The organism is Photobacterium sp. MCCC 1A19761, assembly GCF_037389125.1.
Classification (GTDB): Bacteria; Pseudomonadota; Gammaproteobacteria; order Enterobacterales; family Vibrionaceae; genus Photobacterium.
In genome coordinates, this window is sequence record NZ_JAZGTF010000006.1 from 95829 (window position 1) to 120603 (window position 24775).

Annotated in this window: 18 protein-coding genes; 8 read left to right on the forward strand and 10 right to left on the reverse strand. The window is 54.7% G+C overall.

What is annotated here, in order from left to right:
• Nucleotides 1-64: 64 nt before the first annotated feature.
• Entirely contained in the window at nt 65-526 is a 462-nt protein-coding gene (locus VV869_RS08240; protein ID WP_337734501.1) for a DUF721 domain-containing protein, read from the reverse strand.
• A 486-nt stretch (nt 527-1012) separates the two neighbouring features.
• Between VV869_RS08240 and secA the strand changes: the two genes are divergently transcribed.
• Together secA and mutT are read left to right on the forward strand one after the other, a co-directional pair.
• On the forward strand, nt 1013-3739 hold the full coding sequence (secA, locus tag VV869_RS08245; RefSeq protein ID WP_337734502.1) for a preprotein translocase subunit SecA: 2727 nt from the start codon (nt 1013-1015) through the stop codon (nt 3737-3739).
• Between the two features lie 138 nt (nt 3740-3877).
• Entirely contained in the window at nt 3878-4276 is a 399-nt protein-coding gene (gene mutT, locus VV869_RS08250) for an 8-oxo-dGTP diphosphatase MutT (protein ID WP_337734503.1), read from the forward strand.
• Between the two features lie 81 nt (nt 4277-4357).
• On the opposite strand, the gene yacG is transcribed toward mutT, so the two are convergent.
• The 8 genes from yacG to nadC form a co-directional block, all read right to left on the reverse strand.
• A complete protein-coding gene (yacG, locus tag VV869_RS08255) occupies nt 4358-4573 on the reverse strand; it encodes a DNA gyrase inhibitor YacG (protein ID WP_337734504.1) in 216 nt (71 codons plus the stop codon).
• Between the two features lie 7 nt (nt 4574-4580).
• Complete coding sequence (gene zapD / locus VV869_RS08260) at nt 4581-5318, reverse strand: cell division protein ZapD (protein ID WP_337734505.1); 738 nt, start codon at nt 5316-5318, stop codon at nt 4581-4583.
• 28 nt (nt 5319-5346) lie between these two features.
• Nucleotides 5347-5952: a dephospho-CoA kinase gene (gene coaE, locus VV869_RS08265; RefSeq protein ID WP_337734506.1), complete on the reverse strand. Its 606-nt coding sequence runs from the start codon at nt 5950-5952 to the stop codon at nt 5347-5349.
• A 2-nt stretch (nt 5953-5954) separates the two neighbouring features.
• Nucleotides 5955-6824, reverse strand: coding sequence for a prepilin peptidase (locus VV869_RS08270; protein ID WP_337734507.1), 870 nt, complete (start codon nt 6822-6824; stop codon nt 5955-5957).
• A gap of 121 nt (nt 6825-6945) precedes the next feature.
• A complete protein-coding gene (locus VV869_RS08275; RefSeq protein ID WP_337734508.1) occupies nt 6946-8166 on the reverse strand; it encodes a type II secretion system F family protein in 1221 nt (406 codons plus the stop codon).
• A 28-nt stretch (nt 8167-8194) separates the two neighbouring features.
• The gene (pilB, locus tag VV869_RS08280; RefSeq protein ID WP_337734509.1) at nt 8195-10000 is read right to left on the reverse strand and encodes a type IV-A pilus assembly ATPase PilB; all 1806 of its coding nucleotides are present in this window, start codon (nt 9998-10000) and stop codon (nt 8195-8197) included.
• Complete coding sequence (locus VV869_RS08285) at nt 10000-10440, reverse strand: pilin (protein ID WP_337734510.1); 441 nt, start codon at nt 10438-10440, stop codon at nt 10000-10002. The genes pilB and VV869_RS08285 overlap by 1 nt, the downstream gene beginning before the upstream one ends.
• 434 nt (nt 10441-10874) lie before the next feature.
• A complete protein-coding gene (nadC, locus tag VV869_RS08290; protein ID WP_337734642.1) occupies nt 10875-11762 on the reverse strand; it encodes a carboxylating nicotinate-nucleotide diphosphorylase in 888 nt (295 codons plus the stop codon).
• A 239-nt stretch (nt 11763-12001) separates the two neighbouring features.
• Between nadC and ampD the strand changes: the two genes are divergently transcribed.
• The 5 genes from ampD to lpdA all read left to right on the forward strand — a co-directional run bounded on the left by ampD (nt 12002) and on the right by lpdA (nt 19890).
• Nucleotides 12002-12556 (forward strand): 1,6-anhydro-N-acetylmuramyl-L-alanine amidase AmpD, encoded by a 555-nt coding sequence (ampD, locus tag VV869_RS08295; RefSeq protein WP_337734511.1) that lies wholly within the window; start codon nt 12002-12004, stop codon nt 12554-12556.
• Nucleotides 12557-12846: 290 nt separating this feature from the next.
• Nucleotides 12847-13620 (forward strand): pyruvate dehydrogenase complex transcriptional repressor PdhR, encoded by a 774-nt coding sequence (gene pdhR / locus VV869_RS08300; protein WP_261601682.1) that lies wholly within the window; start codon nt 12847-12849, stop codon nt 13618-13620.
• Between the two features lie 84 nt (nt 13621-13704).
• Nucleotides 13705-16371, forward strand: coding sequence for a pyruvate dehydrogenase (acetyl-transferring), homodimeric type (aceE, locus tag VV869_RS08305; protein ID WP_337734512.1), 2667 nt, complete (start codon nt 13705-13707; stop codon nt 16369-16371).
• Between the two features lie 13 nt (nt 16372-16384).
• Nucleotides 16385-18289: a pyruvate dehydrogenase complex dihydrolipoyllysine-residue acetyltransferase gene (aceF, locus tag VV869_RS08310; protein ID WP_337734513.1), complete on the forward strand. Its 1905-nt coding sequence runs from the start codon at nt 16385-16387 to the stop codon at nt 18287-18289.
• A 173-nt stretch (nt 18290-18462) separates the two neighbouring features.
• On the forward strand, nt 18463-19890 hold the full coding sequence (gene lpdA / locus VV869_RS08315) for a dihydrolipoyl dehydrogenase (RefSeq protein ID WP_337734643.1): 1428 nt from the start codon (nt 18463-18465) through the stop codon (nt 19888-19890).
• 448 nt (nt 19891-20338) lie between these two features.
• Here the strand turns inward: lpdA and VV869_RS08320 are convergent, their stop codons facing one another.
• On the reverse strand, nt 20339-22255 hold the full coding sequence (locus VV869_RS08320; RefSeq protein WP_337734514.1) for a methyl-accepting chemotaxis protein: 1917 nt from the start codon (nt 22253-22255) through the stop codon (nt 20339-20341).
• 103 nt (nt 22256-22358) lie between these two features.
• Between VV869_RS08320 and VV869_RS08325 the strand changes: the two genes are divergently transcribed.
• Nucleotides 22359-24662, forward strand: coding sequence for a patatin-like phospholipase family protein (locus VV869_RS08325; protein WP_337734515.1), 2304 nt, complete (start codon nt 22359-22361; stop codon nt 24660-24662).
• Nucleotides 24663-24775: the final 113 nt, after the last annotated feature.

Sequence of the window (24775 nt, forward strand, 5' to 3'; positions counted from 1 at the left end):
AAAGATGCGGTGTGCTGGATTTCAACCGTGTGATGGATGGGTGATATGGCCAGGGATGGCGGGTTCAGCGATTGGATTTTTTAGCCGATAGCGCCGCCAGTCGCTCCAATCGGGCTTTGACTTTCGCCGGGGCATCCTGGGCGGTATGGAGCAGGTACTGTGCCGCCAGGGGAGAAATCGGCTTCTGCACGATATCCGGTGCTTTGTCTTCCGGTCGCGAGATGGCGGCGGCCAAAGCCGGATTGACCCGAATTTCAATATTGGTCAGGTTGGGCAAGAGCTGGGCGCGCAGTTTGCGCATCAGGGTGTTGCGCTCATAGTTGAGCCGCATCGACCAGGCCGCGGAAGCGACTTCAAGGATCAGGGTGCCCTGACGGTAGTTGCTGACTCGGCAATGTTCGGCGCAGGCCAGGTGTTGCTTGACGGCATTGTTCAGCTTACCGAGGGCAACAGCGCGCTGCTGGATGTTGCCCAGCTGCGTCTCATCAAGCAGGCTGGCCGTCGATTGGGGGCGATGATCGCGCATGAAACACGGCTCCGGATCACTAATTAGCGGTAAAGTTCTAATTTTTCATTTATGAAAAGCGGGTCACCTGTTTTTATCATAGGCGGCCTTGGTAATATGTCATATTATACCAAGTCTATAGGATGCAGGTGAATCTTTGCCGCTGACTATAGCTGAGGCCCACGGGCCTTCGCCGGGCGACTTGCTGCAAGTTTCTTTGCGGCGGTTGCTTTTCGGCAAATCCGGGTATTGTTTTCGTTCCACCCTTGAAAAGCAGTCAGGGCGTCACAATATCATTTTTATCCGATGTTTTTCGTGTCGGCTTCTGCGTCACTATGGGTGGCGAATTCAGATGGGACAGGGATGGCAATACCGGAGCAATTCATGCCTGAACATCACGGTAGCCGTGATGGATATGGCCAGAACATTTTTCCCGGTTGTGAAACCCAGATTTAGCGATGCAGCCTGTGCTGAAGCTGAAATAAACAAAGAGAAAACGGCAACGCCATGTTATCAAAACTACTGACCAAAGTTATCGGTAGCCGTAACGACCGCACCTTGCGTCGTTTGCGTAAAATTGTTGATGAAATCAACAAGCTAGAACCTCAATTTGAAAGCCTGCAAGATGAAGCGCTGAAAGCGAAAACGGTTGAATTCCGTGAGCGTATCGAGCAGGGCGAAACCCTGGATCAGTTGCTGCCAGAAGCGTTTGCAACCGTACGAGAAGCATCGAAGCGTGTCTTCGGCATGCGTCATTTCGATGTTCAGCTGATTGGCGGGATGGTGCTCAATAGCTGCCAGATTGCCGAAATGCGAACTGGTGAGGGTAAAACCCTGACCGCGACGCTGCCAGCTTACCTCAATGCCCTGACCGGCAAAGGGGTTCACATCGTGACCGTCAATGATTACCTGGCGAGCCGCGACGCTGAAACCAACCGTCCGCTGTTTGAATTCTTGGGAATGACGGTCGGGGTGAACGTCCCGAATATGCCGCCACACGCCAAGAAAGAAGCCTACGCGGCGGATGTGCTGTACGGCACCAACAACGAATTCGGTTTTGATTACCTGCGCGATAACATGGCCTTCCGTCCGGAAGATCGCGTGCAGCGTGAGCGTTTCTTTGCCGTGGTCGATGAGGTGGATTCGATCCTGATCGATGAAGCACGTACACCGTTGATTATTTCCGGTCCGGCGGAAGACAGCTCAGAGCTGTACACTAAGATTAATGCCCTGATCCCGGAGCTGGTTCGCCAAGACAAAGAAGACAGCGAAGAGTACCGGGGTGAAGGTCACTACACGGTCGACGAGAAGGCTAAGCAGTCTTACCTGACCGAAAACGGCCAGGAATTTGTCGAAGAGCTGCTCAAGCAGAAAGGCATGATGGACGAAGACGACACCCTGTATTCGCCAGCCAATATCAGCTTGCTGCACCACGTACATGCTGCGCTCCGTGCCCACGTGCTGTTTGAGCGGGACGTTGATTACATCGTCAAAGATGATGAAGTGGTTATCGTTGATGAACATACCGGTCGTACGATGCCGGGACGTCGCTGGTCTGAAGGCCTTCACCAAGCGGTTGAAGCCAAAGAAGGGGTGAAGATCCAGAATGAAAACCAGACTCTGGCGTCGATCACCTTCCAGAACTACTTCCGTCTGTACACCAAGCTGTCCGGGATGACCGGGACCGCGGATACCGAAGCGTTCGAGTTCCAGTCGATTTACGGTCTGGAAACGGTGGTGATCCCAACCAATAAACCGATGGTTCGTGATGACATGGGCGATCTGGTTTATATGACCGAGCGTGAAAAATTCGCGGCGATTTGCCAGGACATCAAGGTCCGGGTCGAGAGCGGCCAGCCGGTTCTGGTGGGGACGGTGTCGATTGAAAAATCGGAACTGCTGTCGAACGCCCTGAAAAAAGAAGGCATCAAGCACCAGGTGCTGAACGCCAAGTTCCATGAAATGGAAGCGGAAATCGTCGCCCAGGCCGGTCAGCCGGGTGCTGTGACGATTGCGACCAACATGGCCGGTCGGGGTACCGATATTGTGCTGGGCGGCTCCTGGCAGAATGAAGTGGCAAAACTGGATAACCCGGATACGGGCCAGATCCAGCAGATTAAGGCCAAGTGGCAGGATGTACATGAACAAGTCCTGGCTGCCGGTGGTTTGCATATTATCGGGACCGAACGCCATGAATCACGCCGGATCGATAATCAGCTCCGGGGCCGTTCTGGTCGTCAGGGGGACCCGGGCTCTTCCCGCTTCTACCTGTCGATGGAAGATGGCCTGATGCGGATCTTTGCCTCGGATCGTGTGTCAAGCATGATGAAGAAATTGGGGATGGAAGAGGGCGAAGCGATTGAGCACCCATGGGTGACCAAGGCGATTGAAAATGCCCAGCGCAAAGTGGAAGGTCGCAACTTCGATATCCGTAAGCAATTGCTTGAATTTGATGACGTGGCCAATGATCAGCGTAAGGTGGTTTACGAGCTGCGTGATGAGCTGATGAATGCTGAAGACATCAGCGAGATGATTGAGCAGAACCGTGAAGATGTACTGCAAACCATGATTGATGGCTATATCCCGCCACAGTCACTGGAAGAAATGTGGGACATTCCGGGTCTGGAAGAGCGCCTGAAAGCGGACTTCGATCTCGAGCTGCCAATCCAGCAATGGCTGGACAGCGAAGAGAAGCTGTACGAAGAAGCGCTGCGGGAGCGGATCATTGAGAAAGCAGTTGAGATCTATCGTCAGAAAGAAGAAGTCGTTGGCGCCCCTGTGCTGCGTAACTTCGAGAAGACGGTCATGCTGCAGAACCTGGATACGCTGTGGAAAGAGCATCTGGCTGCGATGGATCACCTGCGCCAGGGGATCCACCTGCGTGGCTATGCCCAGAAGAACCCGAAACAGGAATACAAGCGCGAGTCGTTCGAGCTGTTTGAAGGCATGCTTGAAGCATTGAAATCGGATGTGATTGCGATTTTGAGCAAGGTCCGGGTGCAGCAGCAGGAAGACGTTGAACGGGTTGAAGAAGAGCGTCGCCGTCAGGCGGAAGAGCTGGCCCGTCGTCAACAGTACCAGCATCAGAACGCGGAAAGCCAGATTGCTGATGATAGCGAGCAAGGTGATGAGAACGAACCTTACCACCGTGGTGAGCGTAAAGTTGGCCGTAACGAACCGTGTCCGTGCGGCTCCGGCAAAAAATACAAGCAGTGTCACGGTAAAATTAGCTAATTGAACTGTCACACGAGTTTGCTACCCTACCAAAGGCCGCATCAAGCGGCCTTTGGTTTTTCAGTTTGAATGTCAGCCGTCTCAAATACTAGACGGGGATTCTCGCTGAGTGATTTGATACAGCAGCAGGTGAATACATTGGATAAGAAACAAGTGTGGATCTCCGCCGGGATTATTTTGAATACCGAGCAGGATCAGGTGTTTATCACCCGGCGTCCGGCGAAGGCCCACCAAGGTGGCTTTTGGGAATTTGCCGGCGGCAAGGTCGAGCTGGGTGAAACTGCCGAACAAGCTGTGATCCGTGAGCTGGATGAAGAGGTTGGAATTCATGCCACTGAGCTGGAGCATTTCATGGCGCTTGAACATGACTATCCGGACAAAGCCCTGAAGTTTGATTTTTTCCTGGTCAAAGCATTTGAGGGGGAGGCGTTTGGCAAAGAAGGGCAGCCGGGCGAGTGGGTTGAATTGCAGCGCTTGCGTGATTACACCTTTCCGGAAGCCAATGACGTTGTGCTGGACAAGCTATTGGCCATGTAAAACCCCGCCGGACTTGTGGATCTCAGCCCGTTCGAACAGCCCTGTGCGCCTCAGTCGCCCACAGGGTCTCTCATCATTTGTTTAATAGCTCATCTCTTCTGACCAGCCATCGGCATCGGACAGATCCGGCGCGCCCGGGATCGCTTTCTCTTCATCTGCCCATTCGCCTAAATCGAACAGTTGGCAACGCTTTGAACAAAACGGGCGGTACGGGCTTTTATCGTTCCATTGAACCGGTGACTGGCAGGTCGGGCATTTCACGACGGTAATGGCAGCAGATAGGTTGGATTGTGTCACGGATACCTCAGCAGATAGCTAGCTTGAATTCGATGGTCTCGGCAATGGCGGCCCCTTCCTCAAACGGCAGGAAACGGATCGCAAAGCGGCCCCGATGGCCCGATATCATAGGGTAAACCCCATAGCTGGGGCAAATTTCAAGTCGCAGTAAACTGGCATCTTCGGCTTCGTATTGGAAAAATCCGTTCCGGGCCACTTGAGGCTGATAGCGACCGAAGTCCCGGACCAGACGCAGCCAGAGGTATAATGCTTCATGCAGCTCATGAATTTGGTGGAGCCAGTTGGCCATATCATTTTGCTTATGGGCTAACGGCAAATGGAGCCAGTGATGCAGCGCGGGCAGGTCGAAGCAACAACTGCCGCCGGGGATGGAAAAGCGTTGTTTAATGCTGTTGAGAAAGCGGTCTTCCCGGATTTCCTGGCCCAGACGGGGGGCGGTGATCAACTGGTGATGGGTTAGATCGAGTTGATCCAACAGGGCCAGCAAGGCAGATTGATCCACGGCATCAATGTCCATCCAGGCTTTCAGTTTGGACCGAAGCTTATCCAGATCCTTGGCCAGCTCGGCTTTGAGTTGGATCTGATCCAGGATCTCGAGCAAATCGAATAGCGCCCGGAAAAAGATTTGATGCTGCCACTGATCGTTGAGTTGGCTGGCATGGCTCATCTGCCGAATGAGATACTCCAGACGCAGATAAATACGGACTTTCTCATTTAACGGATGTTCAAAACGGTTCGTTAGCATACAGACGTCATCCGACATTAATTCGTTGTTAGGCGTACTGGCGGCTCATGGCGAGATACTGCTGGTGCAGATCGCTGACGGCTGCCTGAAGATCTTGGCTGCTGCCGTTGTTGCTGATCACATCATCGGCCGCATCCAGGCGCGCCTGGCGTGTCGCCTGGGCCGCCAGAATTTTACGGACATGGTCGGCATCGACCTGGTCACGTTGGCGGGTCCGGGCTATCTGGACCTCTTCTGTCACGTCGACGACCAGCAGGCGATGCGCCATGGCCTGAAGGTTGTTCTCGACCATCAGGGGGATCACCAGCAGGCAATAGGGTGACTGCGCCTGGCGGATCTCGGCCTGCATTTTTTCCCGGATCATCGGGTGCAGCAGGTTGTTGAGCCAGCCTTTTAAGGCGCTGTCATTGAATATCGCCTGTCTAAGCTTAGCGCGGTCGAGGGTGCCGTCTGTCAGTAGGATGTCAGAACCCAGTTTCTCAACAATGGCTTGCAACCCAGGTGTACCGGGTTCGACCACCTCACGAGCAATAATATCGGCATCAATAATGTCAATATCGTAACGGGCAAACAAATCGGCAACGGTCGATTTACCGCTGCCGATCCCGCCGGTTAGTCCGACAACCATGGTCATGTTCAGAGTCCTAAGTATGAAGTCAGGTACCAGCTCAGAATGGCATCTCCCCACAAAATGGCAATCCAGCCGGCAACGGCCAAATACGGTCCGAATGAAAATGGGGTTTGGCTATCTGAGCTTTGAATACGCATCAGGATGATGCCACAAATTGCCCCGACCAAGGAAGACAGCAGAACGACAAAAGGGAGCAACTGCCATCCCAGCCAGGCACCGAGTGCGGCCAGCAATTTAAAGTCGCCGTAGCCCATTCCTTCTTTGCCGGTCAGGAGCTTGAAGGCCCAGTACAGGCTCCAGAGCGACAGGTAGCCCGCCATGGTGCCGATCATCGCATCTGTCAGCGACACCGGGTTCCACCCCAACAGCGCACAAACCAATCCGGCCCACATCAGCGGCAGGGTGATTTGATCCGGCAGTAGCATCTTGTCGATATCGATAAATGTCAGGGCAATGAGGGCAAAACTGAAGCCGATCACGGCAATCGCCCATTCGGAAGGCGGCAGCACCAGGGCCACCGTGGTCGCCATGACGGCGCTCAATAACTCGACCGCCGGATAACGGGCACTGATTTTCGCCTGGCAGTGTTTGCAACGGCCTTTGAGCAGTAGCCAACTCAGGACCGGAATGTTCTCCCAGATATGAATCGGGTGCTGGCAATGCGGGCAACGTGAGCGCGGGACGCTGAGGTTAAAGGTTGCCCCGGGCTCCACCGGGCCGAATTCGGGGAAACACTCGGCGCAGTCGGCTTTCCACTGGCGCTCCATCATAACCGGAAGCCGGTAGATCACCACGTTGAGAAAGCTCCCGATGATCAGGCCGAATACGGCGGCAACAACGGGAAAAAACCAGGGAGAGTAGCTCAGCAATTCCATGAAAACGTTCTCATATAACAGATTAAGGCTATTGTAGGGGAATCAGGGGCGAGATCCTAGAACCGAGTCCTGACCCTGATTACGGCGCGTCTGCGCCGTTGTTTCAGAGCCAAACCCTCGTTTAGCCGATCACGCTCATCAGCTTGATGATCGGCATGTACATGGCAAACAGGAGGCTGGCGACTAAGCCTCCGAGAAACAGGATGATGACTGGTTCAATGATCTTCCCGAGGTTGTCGACGATATTTTCGACTTCATCCTCAAATAAAAGCGCCATTTTATTGAGCATGTCATCGAGTGAACCGGACTCTTCGCCGATCTGGGTCATTTGTAGCATCAACTCGGGAAACACACCGCTCTGGCGCAGCGCGACATGCAGCGGCATGCCGGCTGCGGTGGCGGCATGGACTTCCTCTACCGCCTGCTCGATATAGAGGTTATCGGCGGTTTTTCCCGCCGACTGCAATCCGCTCAGCAGCGGGATCCCGGCGCTGAAGGTGGTCGCCAGGGTGCGGGCAAAACGGGCCACGGTGGCTTTGAGGGTGATTGTTCCCAGTAAAGGCAGACGCAGCATCAGCCGATGTATGGTGCGCCGGAAGCTGATGACGCGTTTGTATTGATAGCTGGTGATAAGCACCGCCAGCGCCAGAGCGGCGGCCATGATGGGGCCGTGAGCAATCATGAAATCGGAGGCGTGGAGCACCATTCGGGTGAACTTAGGTAATTCGGCGCCAAAATTGTCAAAAATCTGGGCAAATTGTGGGATCACCATCACCAGCATTAAAATGGTGACCCCAATGGCCGTGAAGGTGACCATGGCCGGGTAAATCATGGCCTTAATGACTTTCTTGCGCATGGCTTCGCTTTTTTCCCGGTAGGTGGCGATACGACCGAACACTTCCCCCAGGTGACCGGTTTGTTCACCGGTCGCGACTAAATCGCAGTAGAACTTATCAAACAGCGGCGAGCTGGTCTGCATCGCCCGGGACAGCGAGGCGCCGGCTTCCACCTGGGCGGTCACTTGGGTCAGCACCGCTCTGGCTTCTGATTTGTGGTGGCTGCTGGCCATCATATTCAGTCCCTGGACGACGGGTACGCCAGAGTTGGTCATGGTCGCCAGCTGACGGGTGATGGCGGTGATATCCGCCGGTTTAAGCTGGTTTTTGAGTTGACTGAACGTTGAGGGATTGCGCCGTTTGATCTTTTTCACCTGGATCAACTGGTCGCTTAGGGTTTTGCGGACATCCTGCTCCTGAAAGCCAAGCGTAATCCCACTGACTTTTTTGCCTTTCTGGTTGACCCCACGCCAATGATAGTGGCGAATTTTCGTGCTTTGGCTCATCGCCTGACTCCTGATTTATCGGCTCGGGTTATGATTCGGCATGCGACAGGGCCGGGGGGACCTGGTGAACCCGGGGCTCGTTGATTTGCCGTGTCTGCCGTTGCGTTCTTTGTTGATGTGCTGGTGTGACTGTCGGGGATGTAACGCTGATTTGCAGCACCCGCTGCAGCTCTTTGAGGCTGGTGATCCCGGCCTCGAGGGTTTCAATGCCGGATTGTTGCAGCGTTTGCATCCCTTCACGGCGGGCGATATCTTCCAGCTCCAGCGTAGACTCGCCGGCCATCAGCGCCTGGGCTAACGAGCGACTGAAGGGCATCACCTCGTAAATGCCGATCCGGCCCAGATAGCCCTTGTTGCACTCATCACAGCCTTGCTCGTTGGCCTTGAATAAGCTAGCCCCCGGCGCAATGGCCAGCGCTTCCCGGGTCAGCGGATCGAGTGGATCGGGCTGTTTGCAGTGTTTGCATAAACGGCGTGCCAGACGCTGGGCAATGATCAGGCTCAGGGACGAAGCCAGGTTGAAGGTCTCCAGACCCATGTGCGTCAGGCGGGTGATGGTTTCTGCCGCTGAGTTTGTGTGCAGGGTGGACAGCACCAGGTGGCCGGTTTGGGCGGCTTTGATTGCGATTGATCCGGTTTCCTGATCCCGGATCTCCCCGACCATCACAATGTCCGGATCCTGGCGCAGAAAGGAGCGCAGGGCTTCAGCGAATCCCAGCCCGACTGTTGGGTTAATCTGGACCTGGTTGACCCCGGGCAGGTTGATCTCGACCGGATCTTCGGCCGTTGAAATATTGCGTGCCTCGGTGTTGAGGATGTTCAGCCCGGTGTACAGCGACACCGTTTTACCGCTGCCGGTCGGCCCGGTCATCAGGATCATCCCCTGGGGTTTTTGCAGCGCGGCCAGGTACGCCTGTTTTTGCTGGGGGGTGTAGCCGAGCAGATCAATATCGAGATTGGCACTGGTACCGTCGAGGATCCGCAGGACCACTTTTTCGCCCCACAAGGTTGGCAGGGTCGAGACGCGCAGATCGATCGCCAGGGTCGGCGAGAGCCGGAGTTTAATGCGTCCATCCTGGGGCTGGCGCCGTTCGGCAATATTGAGTTTGGACATCACTTTGAGCCGGGTTGACAGGCGGCGCGACAGGTGCGCCGGCGGTGTGGCATGCTGGTGCAGGATCCCGTCACAGCGAAAGCGGATACGGTAGGTTTCCTCGTAAGGTTCAAAGTGAATGTCGGAGGCATGCTTGCGCACGGCGTCCAGCAATACCTGGTTGATGTAGCGGGTCACCGGCGCACTGTCCTGGCTCAGATCAGTGGCGGTCTCTTCAAACTCGCCTTCGCTCAAATCGACCAACTCGCCGAGATCGTGGTCGCTGAGGTTGCGCTGGTGGCGGGTTTCCCCGATTTCGCTGCCGTACAGGCGACGGATGGCGCTGTCGAGCTGCTTGCACTCGAGCAGTAGCGGTTCAATAGTTTTGCCGGTGACAAAGCGGAACTCATCCAGGGCATCCATCTGGGTCGGATCGCTCAGGCCGATATACAGGGTGGTATCATTCTGGCTCAGCGGCAGTGCCCGGTGGCGCAGGATCAGCTCGCGTTGGTTCAGGCTGTGGCAGCAGGCGGGATAGTCGTACTGGTTGGCATCAACCAGGGCGATGGCGAACAGGTGCTCAAGCTGGCGGGCCAGCTCCGCACTGGTGAACAGTCCGAGCTGAACCAGGGCCGAGGGCACCGGGATGCCGTCGGCCTGGACTGTATCCACCACTTGTTGCCGCTGCACCGGGCTGAGCAGGCCAGCCTGGTGCAGGGTAGAAGCGAGGTGGGTTTGCATTAGTTGCCGGAACAGTCGATGCCGCGGTCACCACCGCAGCCTGTACCAGCTAGATCCCAATCCACAGCTCCGTTGCGAATATTTGGCGTTAAAGTTATGGCTAAGTTATTACCACTGCCATCGTTACCTGTTGAAGTCACCGTAATAACACCGTCAGCAACCGCAACACCGTCAACAAAATTCACGATAGCGCCGTTATTACCTACAGCGATTGTATTTGGAATTCCATTTGTATTATGGTTACAGCCTGTAAGGGCACCCAGATCTTGCGCGCACAAAGCGACTGCAGTCTTAAAGCCTGTTATTCCTGCGACAGCACCTGCGACACGGGTACGTTGGGTATAATCAGAATAAGCCGGAATGGCAAATGCGGAGATGATCCCAATAATCGCCACCACGATCATCAATTCAATTAGCGTAAAGCCCTGTTGCTTTTTCATTTTTTTCCTTTCCTTGTCTCTATCCAAATAAAACCAAGTTGTTTTGGTGGTTTCAGCATACGGACCTTTGCAACTGTGTGAATATGGTTGTTTGGATTACTCGGCGCAGTAGTTAAAAATTGTAGTGACGATTTTATGAGTTACATCTTTGCGTCGGTGGAGGACGCATTTTTTTGGGACGGATTACTGCTTATGAGGCATAGCCTTGGCCAGGATATCGGGCGATCAACATACCCGGTGGGCTATCGCTTGAATGCAAAAGGGAAGGCGTTCGGGAAGCGGAATGTGGTGAGCAAGGGGAATATGGTGTCCAAGGAAAAAACGGTGATTCAGGGGATAACGGTGAGCAAAGCATAATAGAGTAATCGGCGCCGGACAGGGGGAGGTCCGGTGCCGGAGTGCAGATCGCTGAACAAGCGATCGGTGGCACGGAATTACTGAAAGCGCATCGACAGATCCATGGCGCGGACATGTTTGGTCAGGGCGCCGACTGAGATGTAATCGATGCCGGTGTCGGCATAGTCGCGAATGGTCGCTAAGGTGATATTGCCGGAGTTTTCCAGTGCGGCGCGGCCAGCGTTGATCTTCACCGCCTCGCGCATCATCTCCAGAGTGAAGTTATCCAGCATCACGATATCGGCCCCGGCATCAATGGCCTGGCGCAGTTCATCCAGACTTTCGGTTTCCACTTCGACCGGTTTTCCGGGATTGAGCAGTTTTGCCGTGCGGATTGCCGCTTCAATGCCGCCGCAGGCGATAATGTGATTTTCTTTGATCAGGTAAGCGTCGAATACGCCGATGCGGTGATTGAAGCCGCCGCCGCAGGTGACGGCATATTTCAGTGCGCTGCGCAGGCCCGGGATGGTTTTGCGGGTATCGAGCAGCCGCGTTGGGGTGCCTTCCAATTGTTTGACGTACTCGGCGACTGTGGTGGCACAGCCGGACAGGGTCTGAATGAAGTTCATTGCGTTGCGCTCGCCGGTCAGCAGGATCCGGGACGGGCCACGCAAGGTGCACAGGACCTGGTTCGGCACAACCGTGTCGCCGTCTTTGACTTGCCATTCAATGGTGACTTCACCGCCAAGCTGCCGGAAGACTTCGTCGGCCCAGAGCTGGCCGCAGAATACGCCGGGTTCACGGGTGATGATGGTAGCGACGCCCTGGCTGTCGGCCGGGATCAGGCTGGTCGTGATATCACGGCTGGGATCGATCACACCGCCTAAGTCTTCGCGCAGGGTATCGGCGACGGCTCGGGTAATTTCTGCCGGCAGTTGCTGTTTGAGGTATTCGAGGCGCGAGGCGCTGTCGTGCTTTTGTTCCATCTCGGTCATGACAAATCCATAGCAAGGTGAGGTGCCGGATCCGATCCAACCCGGCGCAATTGAATGGGCAAATGATACAGCGAGCGTCGCGGAGATCCTAGGCTGTCCGGCATGATTTCTGTGCTCACGCCCACGCGATGAATATGTTTGCTCGGTCAACACGTTTACAGAGCGTGAGGCTTGATCTCCGACGCACAGGCGTTAGGCTGTGCGGCAGACTTTGAATACAGGGTAGATCCATGCTTACGATTGCTCAGAACCATTGGCTGGCCGGGGTGAAACATGTGCCGTCCCCGTTTTACGATCAGCGCCCGGACCGCGAGGATATTTCGCTGCTGGTGGTGCATAACATCAGCCTGCCGCCGGGCCAGTTTGGCGGTCCTTATATTGAGCAGCTGTTTACCGGTGAACTCGATCCGAATGAACATCCGTATTTTGCTCAAATATCAGGCTTTCGTGTTTCGGCTCACTGTTTAATTAGACGGGATGGCGGTATTATTCAGTTTGTCCCGTTTGATTGTCGGGCCTGGCACGCCGGGGTGTCGCAGTTTGCCGGGCGTGAGCGGTGCAATGACTACTCGATCGGTATTGAGCTGGAAGGGACGGACGCGTTGCCCTATACCCCGGCGCAATATGGCACGTTGACGGCGTTGACCCGGGTGTTGATGCAACGGTACCCGGCACTGACCCGAGAGCGGATCACCGGCCACGAGTTTATCGCCCCGGGCCGCAAGACTGACCCCGGCCTGGCCTTCGACTGGCGTGCGTTTAAAACGGCGCTGGATAAAATGTAACCATTTTCCGCCTGCGATGTTTTGCACGTAAATTGGTCAGACCAATAATTATTTGCTCATCTCTTCATCCGCTTCTACCCTGTTGTGAAGCCTTGATGACCTTGTTTTCACAAGTTTTCATAATTTGAATTTTTTGTTAAACGGGTCATCGTTCTATGATTTCTGTCAAGTTGCTGGTGGACATCCTCAATTATTTCTGTAAACTTTCCTCCCAAATTTAATTGGTAATACCAATTACCCAGCTTCAGGTTTCCTGAAACGATATAAGTGCAAGAAGCATAACGAAAAAGATGACTTATAAACGAATTCGCCAGCCAAAGCTCTCTGACGCGATCGAGCAGGAACTGGAGCATCTGATCCTGGAAGGCATTCTGTCTCCGGGGGAGCAGTTGCCCTCTGAGCGCGAGCTTGCCAAGCAATTCGACGTTTCACGCCCGTCCGTACGGGAAGCCATCCAGCGCCTTGAAGCCAAGCGCCTGCTGACCCGTCGTCAGGGCGGCGGTACGTTTGTGACGGAAAAACTATGGCAGAGTTTTTCCGAGCCGCTGTTGGACTTGCTCAGTGCCCACCCTGAAACCCAGCTAGATTTACTCGAGTCTCGTCATGCCCTGGAGGGCCTGGCTGCCTACTATGCAGCCCTGCGAGGCACCGAAGAAGATTTCACCCGTATCCGTGACTGCCATGCGCGGATCCAGGACGCCCAGCAGCAAGGTGATTTGAAGGCCGAAGCCGCCGCCGTGATGCAGTACCTGATCGCAGTGACCGAATCTGCGCACAACGTGGTGCTGCTCCATATCATCCGTAGCCTTGCCCCGTTGCTGGAGCAAAACGTATTACAAAACTTTGAACTCCTGAACCGCCGTCCAGAGGTGGTCGAAAAGGTAAGAAAGCATCGAGCCAATATTGTGCATGCGATTGTTTCCGGAGAGCCTGAGCTGGCCCGCGAAGCATCTCATGCACATTTGGCTTATATCGAGGAAACACTGTTGGATTTATCGCGTGAAGATAGCAGACGTGAACGCTCTCTTCGTCGGATTCAACAACGCAAGGACGGGCTGGATTAGGGCTCCTCATTTTGGTTGAGACAGGTCTTAAGCACAGTCGCGACATTGTTAGTTTTGTAGATTATCAACGAAAGGATAGATCGCATGTCTGAAGTCATGAAGAATGACGTGGACGCACTTGAGACTCAAGAGTGGCTAGCAGCCCTAGAGTCAGTCGTTCGTGAAGAAGGTGTAGAGCGCGCCCAGTTCCTACTTGAGCAAGTATTGGACAAAGCGCGTTTAGACGGTGTAGATATGCCAACCGGCATCACTACTAACTACATCAATACAATTCCATCGGCCCAGGAGCCTGCATATCCTGGTGATACTACGCTTGAGCGTCGTATCCGCGCTATCATCCGTTGGAACGCCGTGATGATCGTACTGCGTGCATCGAAGAAAGACCTGGAACTGGGCGGCCACATGGCGTCATTCCAGTCTTCTGCTGCATTCTACGAAGTCTGTTTCAACCACTTCTTCCGTGCCCCGAACGACGTTGATGGCGGCGACCTGGTTTACTACCAAGGCCACATCTCTCCAGGGATCTATTCTCGTGCGTTTGTTGAAGGCCGTCTGACTGAAGCCCAACTGGACAACTTCCGTCAGGAAGTCGATGGTAAAGGTCTGCCGTCTTACCCTCACCCGAAACTGATGCCTGAATTCTGGCAGTTCCCGACTGTATCTATGGGTCTGGGTCCAATCGCTTCTATCTACCAAGCGCGCTTCCTGAAATACCTGGACGGCCGTGGTATGAAAGATACCTCCAAGCAGCGCGTTTACGCGTTCCTGGGCGACGGTGAGATGGATGAGCCGGAATCACGTGGTGCGATTTCTTTCGCTGCGCGTGAGAAACTGGACAACCTGTGCTTCCTGATCAACTGTAACCTGCAGCGTCTTGACGGCCCGGTTATGGGTAACGGCAAGATCATCCAAGAGCTGGAAGGCCTGTTCAAAGGTGCTGGCTGGAACGTTGTTAAAGTTATCTGGGGTAACAACTGGGATTCTCTGCTGGCGAAAGATACCACAGGTAAACTGCTGCAGCTGATGAACGAAACCATCGATGGTGACTACCAGACGTTCAAGGCTAAAGACGGCGCTTACGTGCGTGAGCACTTCTTCGGTAAGTACCCAGAAACAGCTGCCCTGGTTGCAGACATGACTGACGACGAGATCTTCGCGCTGAAGCGTGGTGGTCACGAGTCATCTAAGCTGTTCGCTGCATTCAAGAACGCCCAAGACACCAAAGGCAAGCCGACTGTGATCCTGGCCAAAACTGTAAAAGGTTACGGCATGGGTGAAGCGGCTGAAGGTAAGAACATCGCGCACCAGGTTAAGAAAATGGACATGACTCATGTTCTGCACCTGCGTGACCGCCTGGGTCTGCAAGACCTGGTTTCTGACGAAGATGTGAAGAGCCTGCCGTACCTGACACTGGAAGAAGGTTCGAAAGAGCACGAGTACCTGCACGCGCGTCGTAACGCCCTGCACGGTTACACGCCACAGCGTCTGCCGAACTTCACGCAAGAATTCATCGTCCCTGAACTGGAAGAGTTCCAGCCGCTGCTGGAAGAGCAGAAGCGTGACATCTCTTCAACCATGGCATTCGTCCGTTCTCTGAACGTTCTGCTGAAGAACAAGAACATTGGTAAGAACATCGTTCCTATCATTGCTGACGAAGCCCGTACGTTCGGTATGGAAGGTCTGTTCCGTCAGATCGGTATCTACAATCCGCACGGCCAGAACTACACCCCGCAAGACCGCGACATCGTTTCTTACTACAAAGAAGCCACGTCTGGCCAGGTTCTGCAGGAAGGGATTAACGAACTGGGTGCGATGTCATCTTGGGTTGCTGCAGCGACGTCTTACAGCACCAACGATCTGCCAATGATCCCGTTCTACATCTACTACTCTATGTTCGGTTTCCAACGTGTTGGCGACATGGCGTGGATGGCTGGTGACCAGCAAGCCCGTGGTTTCCTACTGGGCGCAACAGCCGGTCGTACCACCCTGAACGGTGAAGGTCTGCAGCACGAAGACGGCCACTCGCACATCATGGCGGGTACGGTTCCGAATTGTATCTCTTACGACCCAACATTCGCGTACGAAGTCGCGGTCATCATGCAAGACGGTATTCGTCGCATGTACGGTCCAGAACAAGAAAACGTGTTCTACTACCTGACCCTGATGAACGAAAACTACGCGATGCCAGCGATGCCAGAAGGCGTTGAAGAAGGCATCCGTAAGGGTATCTACAAGCTTGAGTCTTACGCGGGCGACAAGTCTAAAGTTCAGCTGATGAGCTCCGGTACCATCATGAACGAAGTTCGTAAAGCCGCTCAAATCCTGAGCGACGACTACGGCATCGCTTCTGACGTTTACTCGGTCACCTCGTTCAACGAACTGACTCGTGACGGTCAGGACGCAGAGCGTTTCAACATGCTGCACCCAGACGCAGAGCAGAAAGTGCCTTACATCACTGAAGTGATGGGCAGCGAGCCTGCGATTGCTGCGACGGACTACATGAAGAACTACGCAGAGCAAGTTCGCGCCTTCATGCCATCTGAGTCTTTCAAGGTTCTGGGCACCGACGGTTTCGGCCGTTCTGACAGCCGTGAAAACCTGCGTCGCCACTTCGAAGTTAACGCCGGCTACGTTGTTGTTGCTGCGCTGACTGAACTGGCGAAGCGTGGTGATGTTGAGAAATCTGTAATTGCTGAAGCAATTGCGAAGTTCGACATCGACGCTGACAAGATCAACCCGCTATACGCGTAAGAGGCAATAAATAATGGCAATCGAAATTAATGTACCTGACATCGGTGCGGATGAGGTTGAAGTAACTGAAATTCTTGTCAGCGTTGGTGACAAGGTTGAAGAAGAGCAGTCTCTGATCACGGTTGAAGGCGATAAAGCTTCTATGGAAGTGCCAGCCTCTCAGGCGGGTATCGTCAAAGAAATCAAAATCGCTGAAGGTGACAAGGTTTCTACCGGTTCTCTGATCATGATTTTCGAAGCCGAGGGTGCAGCAGCTGCTGCACCTGCTCCTGCGGCAGAGGCAGCTCCTGCAGCTGCACCTGCTCCAGCAGCAGCGGCTCCAGCGACTTCTGAGCTGAAAGAAGTTCACGTCCCGGATATCGGTGGCGACGAAGTAGAAGTGACTGAAATCATGGTTGCTATCGGCGACAGCATTGAAGAAGAGCAATCTCTTCTGACGGTTGAAGGCGATAAAGCTTCTATGGAAGTCCCGGCACCGTTTGCAGGTGTTCTGAAAGAAATCAAAGTTGCAGCGGGCGACAAAGTATCAACCGGCTCTCTGGTCATGATCTTTGAAGTGGCGGGTTCAGGTGCACCGGCAGCGGCTCCAGCAGCGGTTGAAGCCCCGGCAGCAGCCCCTGCGGCAGCAGCTGACAAAGAAGTGAATGTGCCGGATATCGGCGGTGACGAAGTCGAAGTGACTGAAATCATGGTTGCTGTAGGCGACATGGTGGAAGAAGAGCAATCACTGATCACCGTTGAAGGCGACAAAGCTTCAATGGAAGTTCCTGCGCCATTCGCGGGTAAAGTGAAAGAAATCAAAGTAGCCGCAGGTGACAAAGTGTCAACCGGCTCTCTGATCATGGTCTTCGAAGTGGCGGGTGCAGCACCAGCAGCAGCCCCGGTTGCAGCGGCTCCGGCTCCAGCAGCGGCGGCTTCTGCGCCAGCAGCAGCTCCGGCAGCAGCGCCTGCGGCATCAACGGGTGATTTCCAAGAGAACAACGAGTACGCGCACGCGTCTCCGGTTGTTCGTCGTCTGGCGCGTGAGTTCGGCGTGAACCTGGCGAAAGTGAAAGGCACCGGTCGTAAGAACCGTATCCTGAAAGAAGACGTACAGAACTTCGTGAAAGATGCGCTGAAACGTCTGGAGTCTGGCGCAGTTGCTGCTGCATCTGGCAAAGGCGACGGCGCGGCCCTGGGTCTGCTGCCTTGGCCGAAAGTGGACTTCAGCAAGTTCGGTGAAACCGAAGTGAAGCCACTGTCTCGCATCAAGAAGATCTCTGGCGCGAACCTGCACCGTAACTGGGTGATGATCCCGCACGTGACTCAGTGGGACAACGCTGACATCACTGAGCTGGAAGCATTCCGTAAAGAGCAGAACGCGATTGAAGCGAAGAAAGACTCTGGCATGAAGATCACCCCACTGGTGTTCATCATGAAAGCGGCTGCAAAAGCTCTGGAAGCATTCCCAGCGTTCAACTCTTCTCTGTCTGATGACGGTGAGAGCCTGATCCTGAAGAAATACGTGAACATCGGTATCGCGGTTGACACACCAAACGGTCTGGTTGTTCCTGTCTTCAAAGACGTGAACAAGAAAGGCATCTATGAGCTGTCTGAAGAGCTGATGGCCGTGTCGAAGAAAGCCCGTGCCGGTAAGCTGACCGCTGCAGACATGCAGGGCGGCTGTTTCACAATTTCTAGCCTGGGCGGCCTGGGTGGTACTGCATTCACGCCAATCGTGAACGCTCCTGAAGTTGGGATCCTGGGTGTGTCTAAGTCTGAAATGAAGCCAGTGTGGAACGGTAAAGACTTTACGCCACGCCTGCAACTGCCACTGTCACTGTCATACGACCACCGTGTGATCGACGGCGCGGAAGGTGCACGCTTCATCACTTACCTGAACGGTTGTCTGTCTGACATTCGCCGTTTAGTGCTTTAAGGTTCATATCCGCAACCCCATGCCTGCAACAGCAGGCATGGAATTGTTGTGTAGCTCACAGGCTATGGCAATTTACTTTTCAGTTTGTTAACACCTCTGTAAAATCAGTTGACTAACTGAAAGAAAGAAGAGCCTACGCCTGTTAGGGATAAAAGACTTACAACGAGGTCATGATGAGTAAAGAAATTAAAGCCCAGGTAGTGGTGTTGGGTTCAGGCCCTGCTGGTTACTCTGCGGCGTTCCGTTGCGCAGACTTGGGTCTGGAAACAGTCCTGATCGAAAAATACAGCACCCTGGGTGGTGTTTGTCTGAACGTTGGCTGTATTCCTTCCAAAGCGCTGCTGCACGTAGCCAAAGTGATTGAAGAAGCCAAAGCGATGGCCGACCACGGTGTGGTATTCGGTGAGCCTCAAACCGATATCAACAAGATCCGTGTGTGGAAAGAAAAAGTAATCAACCAACTGACTGGCGGTCTTGGCGGTATGGCTAAGATGCGTAAAGTCAACGTGGTGAACGGTTACGGTAAATTTACCGGCCCGAACACTATCGTGGTTGAAGGCGAAGAAACCACCACCATCACGTTCGACAACGCGATTGTTGCGGCCGGTTCTCGTCCAATCGAACTGCCATTTATCCCGCACGAAGATCCACGTATCTGGGACTCGACTGACGCGCTGGAACTGAAAGACGTTCCTGAAAAGCTGCTGGTCATGGGTGGCGGTATCATCGGCCTGGAAATGGGTACGGTTTACCACGCACTGGGTTCTCAGATCGACGTTGTTGAGATGTTCGACCAAGTGATCCCTGCGGCAGATAAAGACATCGTCAAAGTCTTCACCAAGCGCATTCAGAAGAAATTCAACCTGATGCTGGAAACGAAAGTGACCGCGGTTGAAGCGAAAGAAGACGGTATCTACGTGTCAATGGAAGGCAAGAAAGCACCTGCTGAGCCTGTACGTTACGACGCGGTTCTGGTTGCCATCGGTCGTGTACCAAACGGTAAGCTGATTGACGCTGAGAAAGCCGGTATCGAAGTTGACGAGCGCGGCTTCATCAACGTTGATAAGCAAATGCGTACCAACGTGCCTCACATCCACGCGATCGGCGACATCGTTGGCCAACCAATGCTGGCTCACAAAGGTGTGCATGAAGGCCACGTCGCGGCTGAAGTGATCTCTGGTAAGAAGCACTACTTCGATCCGAAAGTGATTCCTTCAATTGCTTACACTGAGCCAGAAGTGGCATGGGTGGGTCTGACTGAGAAAGAAGCGAAAGCACAGGGCATCAACTACGAAGTAGCGACGTTCCCATGGGCAGCTTCTGGCCGTGCAATCGCCTCTGACTGCTCTGACGGTATGACCAAGATGATCTTCGACAAAGACACTCACCGTGTGATCGGTGGTGCTATCGTGGGTACGAACGGCGGTGAGCTGCTGGGCGAAATCGGTCTGGCGATCGAAATGGGTTGTGATGCAGAAGACATCGCACTGACCATCCACGCGCACCCAACGCTGCACGAATCTGTTGGTCTGGCTGCTGAAGTGTTCGAAGGCTCGATCACTGACCTGCCAAACCCGAAAGCCGTAAAGCGTAAGAAGTAAGCGCCGGCTTGAGAGATGGATAAAAAGCGCCTTTCGAGGCGCTTTTTTTGTACCTGACGCTTAGCGTTGCCTGCGTCCGACAACGGGACTGACTTGTTTCCAACCCCTTTGTTCTGTTGCTCATCCTATCTGCCTTCAGGTTCGTTTGTCTTTGTACCACACGGCTTTCGAGCCAAACGGCCTTCCAGGCCAATGTGTCTCAACGTTATCCGCTTTCAGTTCAGTCATCTGCCCCGGCATTTTCCGGCCGTCTTAATCCGAAGACGCCTTTTCGTCACGGTGCTCGTCACAGGGCTCGTAACAGGCCGTAGCAGGCTGCGGCGGCAGGGCTGTGACATGGTGGTGTGGACCGTTGGTTTCTTCACCGACGGTGCCGATGCGGGGAGATGAGCGCGATCAAAAAGGAGAGCCGAAGCTCTCCTGTGGGGATCCCTGAAGGGGCGGTGGATTACAGCTTGAAGGTCCCGACCATGTCGTCGAGGCGCTGCGATAGTGCGCGGAGCTCCTGGCTGGCGGTCGCCAGCTCGGCGGCCGTGTCTGCCGTTCGTTGGGTGGTGTCGTTGATCTCTTCGATATTGCAGTTGATGTCGTTGACCACGGTCGATTGCTCCTCGGTTGCGGTCGCGACCTGGGTGTTCATGTCCGAAATCAGGGTGATCCGCTCGGCGATCGACACCAGCGCGCCGGACGCTTCATCAGCAGAGGAAACGCCGTCCGAGGTGAGCTGGCGACTCTGCTCCATGGCATTCACCGCGTTGCCGGCTTCTTCCTGCAGGCGGTTGATCATTTGCTGGATCTCGTCGGTCGAGGCTGCGGTGCGGCTGGCCAGGTTGCGCACTTCGTCGGCAACGACGGCAAAGCCGCGCCCCTGCTCTCCGGCCCGGGCGGCTTCGATGGCGGCGTTGAGCGCCAGCAGGTTGGTCTGCTCAGAGATCCCGCGGATCACATCCAGAATACTGCCGATGGCCTGGGTGTTATTGGCCAGTGAGCCAATCACGTCACTCACCTGAGCAACATCCCGTGCCAGTTGGTTGATGTTATCACGGGCCTGGCTGACAACCTGCTGGCCGCCCTGGGTCTCGGTATCGGCATTGTGGGCAGCTTCTGCAGCCTGGGCGGCATTGCCGGCAATTTCACTGACGGTGGCTCCCATTTGATTGATGGCGGTAACCACCTGCAGAGTGCGATCCCGTTGGCTATGGCTGTTATCCAGTGTCTGCTGCGCCTGCGAGGCAACTGATTCCGAAGCATGGCGCAGGGCGATGCCGGTTTCAGCTACTTCCCGGACCGAGTGGTGAATTTTGCTGATAAAGCTGTTAAAGCCAGAGGAAAGCTGGGCAATTTCGTCCTTGCCTTCGACCTCAATCCGGCGGCGCAGATCGCCTTCGCCTTCTCCCAGATCCTTGAACACGTTGGCCAGCTGTTCAATCGGCCGGGTGATGCTGGTGCCGAGCCAGATCGCCAGCAGGGCAAATGCAGCAGCAACGCCTAAGGTCAGCAGCATGATCTGATCGCGTGCCTGGTTCAGCCCGGCAAAGGCTTCTTCTTTGGGCAGCTCAGCCACGACATACCAGTCCATCGACGGAATATAGCTGGTGGCCAGCAGACGCTCCTGACCGGCCAGACGGACCTGGGCCAGGTTGAAGTCGTTCTTGCGCAGGAGTTGCTGGGCCACGGCCGGGCTGTATTCCTGGCGCAGATCCCGGCGTCCCATTTTCTGCTGATCTTTGTGCAGCTGGATCATCCCTGCGGCATCGGTCAGGTAAACATAGCCACTTTGCTCCAGCCGGAACTGGTTAATAAAGTCGACCATCTCATCCATCGAGCGGGAGAGGCCGGCCATACCGCGACCCTGTAGTTGCTGGTAGTTGATGAAGAGTTTGAGTTCGCCGTTGGCTTCGCGAAACACATTGAGCATGTGTGCGTTACCGCTGGCGGTAAAGTTGTAGAACCAGCTGTCCTGTTGCTGGTTGAGACGGCGCAGAAAGCCATTCTGGTTCCAGTACTGGCCGGACTGGCGATCGGCAATCGAGGCATCGAGCAGCTGGTATTGCGCTTTGATGTCATTGAGCTGGCTGATCAGCAGCGCTTCCTGCTGCGGTGCCACCTCGGTCGCGAACAATGCGTTGATCATTCGGTTGTTCGCCAGTTGCTGTGCGGCGGATTGCAATGCTGACACTTCTTTGTCAATGTGATTGCGTATCTGCATTAAGGTTGCAGGAAGTTCGCTGGTGAGCAGCCGGTCTTCGACCACCTGGCGTGCTTGTTGCTGGCTGAGGATCCCGACCAGGGCGGTCGAGGCCAGCACGGCGAAAATCATCGCCATGATCAGTTTCTTTTTAATCGTTAACTGGTTGAACTTCATAGTGCTTAACCCGCTTATAGCTAGTCGGTATAGTATGAACGTCGGTATAGTATGAACGTCGGTATAGTAAGAACGAGCCTGTCGTCCACGGATAAAGTTGCTAATGACCCAACAACAGCCATCAGATCTAAATCTCTCTTCGGTAAGTTATCTGCCGATCCGTTACATTTCTTTAGTGATCCTGCTTCCACTAATAGCAATCTTTTACTCATTTTCTGCGGTGGCCGACGAGCGGCCCAAGGTCGGGCTGGTGCTCGGTGGGGGCGGGGCAAAAGGGGCTGCGCATATCGGGGTGCTGAAAGCACTGGAAGAGATGCAGATCCCGGTGGACTACGTGGTCGGTACCAGTATGGGGGCTTATGTCGGCGGGCTGTATGCGACCGGGATGAGCGCCGAAGAGATCGAGGCACTGATGACCTCGGTTGACTGGGTGAGCGGGTACGAAGATCGGGTCCGGCGCAGTGAGCGCCGGGTGCGGGAAAAGCAGCAGGAAGATCGCTTCCAGGTGACCAGTGGCGTCGGGTTCGAGTTCTGGAAGCTGAAGGTGCCCCGGGGGATCGTGCAGGGCCAGCGGATGGGGGAGATCCTGCGATCGACCTCAGGCAACCTGCCGATGATGCGTAGTTTTGATGATCTGGCGATCCCGTTTCGCGCGGTTGCCACCGATATCGAACGGCTGGAGCCGGTGGTGCTGAAGGCGGGGGATCTGGCCGAGGCAATGCAGGCCAGTATGTCGGTGCCCGGACTCCTGCCGCCGCTGGCCCTGGACGACCGTCTGCTGGTGGACGGCGGGATCACCAACAACCTGCCGATCTCCGTCGTTCAGGAGATGGGGGCTGATATCATCATTGCCGTCGATATCAGTAACGAGTTCAAAACCCGGGATGAGCTGGAAGATTATGTCGCGGTGATGGATCAGCTGACGGATTTTATGGTGCGGGATAATGCCGCGCGCCAGCTGGCGTTGCTTAGCGAGCAAGATACGGTGATCCGCCCGGACATTCGCGGGATCACCACCACGGATTTCGACAAGATGCCTGAAGCGTTTGCCCAAGGCTACCGGGCGGCGATGGCGTCGAAACTGAAACTACAGCAGTTGGGGGACCCGGTGTGGTTCCAGACGTACATCGATCGCAAGCAGCGCAAGCGCCGGGCACTCAATTACCTGGATCAACTGCGGGTCGATCAGATCAAGCTGGTCAATCTCAGCCATTACTCCGATCAGGTGCTCTTGAACCGGCTGGCTCTGAAGCCGGGTAAAGTGATCCGATCGGAGGCGTTGGCTGAAGGGGTGCGCAACCTCTATGCGCTGGATCGGTTTGAGCGGGTGGATTATCGCATCCTGCAGGACAAAGGCGAAAATGTGGTTCAGATCGAGGTGAAGGAAAAGAGCTGGGGACCGAACTTTATCGACTTCCGTTTTGCCCTGGAAGATGACTTCCAGAACAGCACCGACTATTCCATCGGGGCTGCGTTTAACGTTACCGGCCTCAGTGGTGCGGGGGCGGAGTGGCGGACCGAACTTGAATACGGGACCAAGAAACGGATTGCCACCGAGCTGTATCTGCCGTTTGTGAAAGATCAGGCCTGGTTCAGCCTGTTGCGGGCGGATTACATCTCGGCCGAGAAAAATATCACCGGTTTCGGCGAAGAGCCGAGCCTGGAAGAGATCGGGAATTTTGTCTCCGCTACCTATACCGATACCGTGCTGGATGCGTCCTTCGGCTGGCAGCCGGAGCTATGGCAGGAGTTTCGCGTCGGTGCCCGCTACCTTTACGGGGAAACCGAGTTTCCGCAAATTTTCGGGGTCGGCACCGATACCCGGGAGAGCCGGATTGGTTATCTGAACTATAACCTCGATACCCTGGATGACTTTATGATGCCGCGTCACGGCAATCTGTTTGAGGTTGAGCTGGCGGCATCTGACGACACCAGTGAGTTTCTCGGCCGGGAGCTGAGTGATGTTGCGTTCCACCTGGATGTGAAATGGAAAGGGGCTTACAGCTTTGGCCCCCATACCCTGATGGGGAAAGCCGAGTTGGGCCGGGTGCAATCGGATGAAGATCTACGGCTGGATCCCAAAGAGCTGGGCGGCTTTCTGAATCTGTCCGGGATCCCGAAAAACAGCTTGGCGGGTAATAACAAAGTTTTCTCGGCTCTGGTTTATCGCTATGACTTGCTGGAGCAGGATTTAGGGTTATTTAAATCAACGATTTATCTGGGAAGTTCGGTGGAGTGGGGCGGTGTGTATAACGATGACGACATTGCCTGGCGGGACGCACCGCTGTATCTCGCCGGCAGTCTGTTTACCGGTTTGACCACACCGTTGGGCCCGTTGATCCTGGCGTATGGTCAGACGGAGCAGAGTCATCATGCAGTTTACTTATTTTTTGGCGGCGCACTGTAATGGCAGAGACATGTCTATCTGTCTGATTATTTGAAAAAGATTTGTCAATCGCGCCGGAATTCCGGACAGAAGATGGGTCAAAATTATGCGAAAAATGTGAATGTTGTATAAAA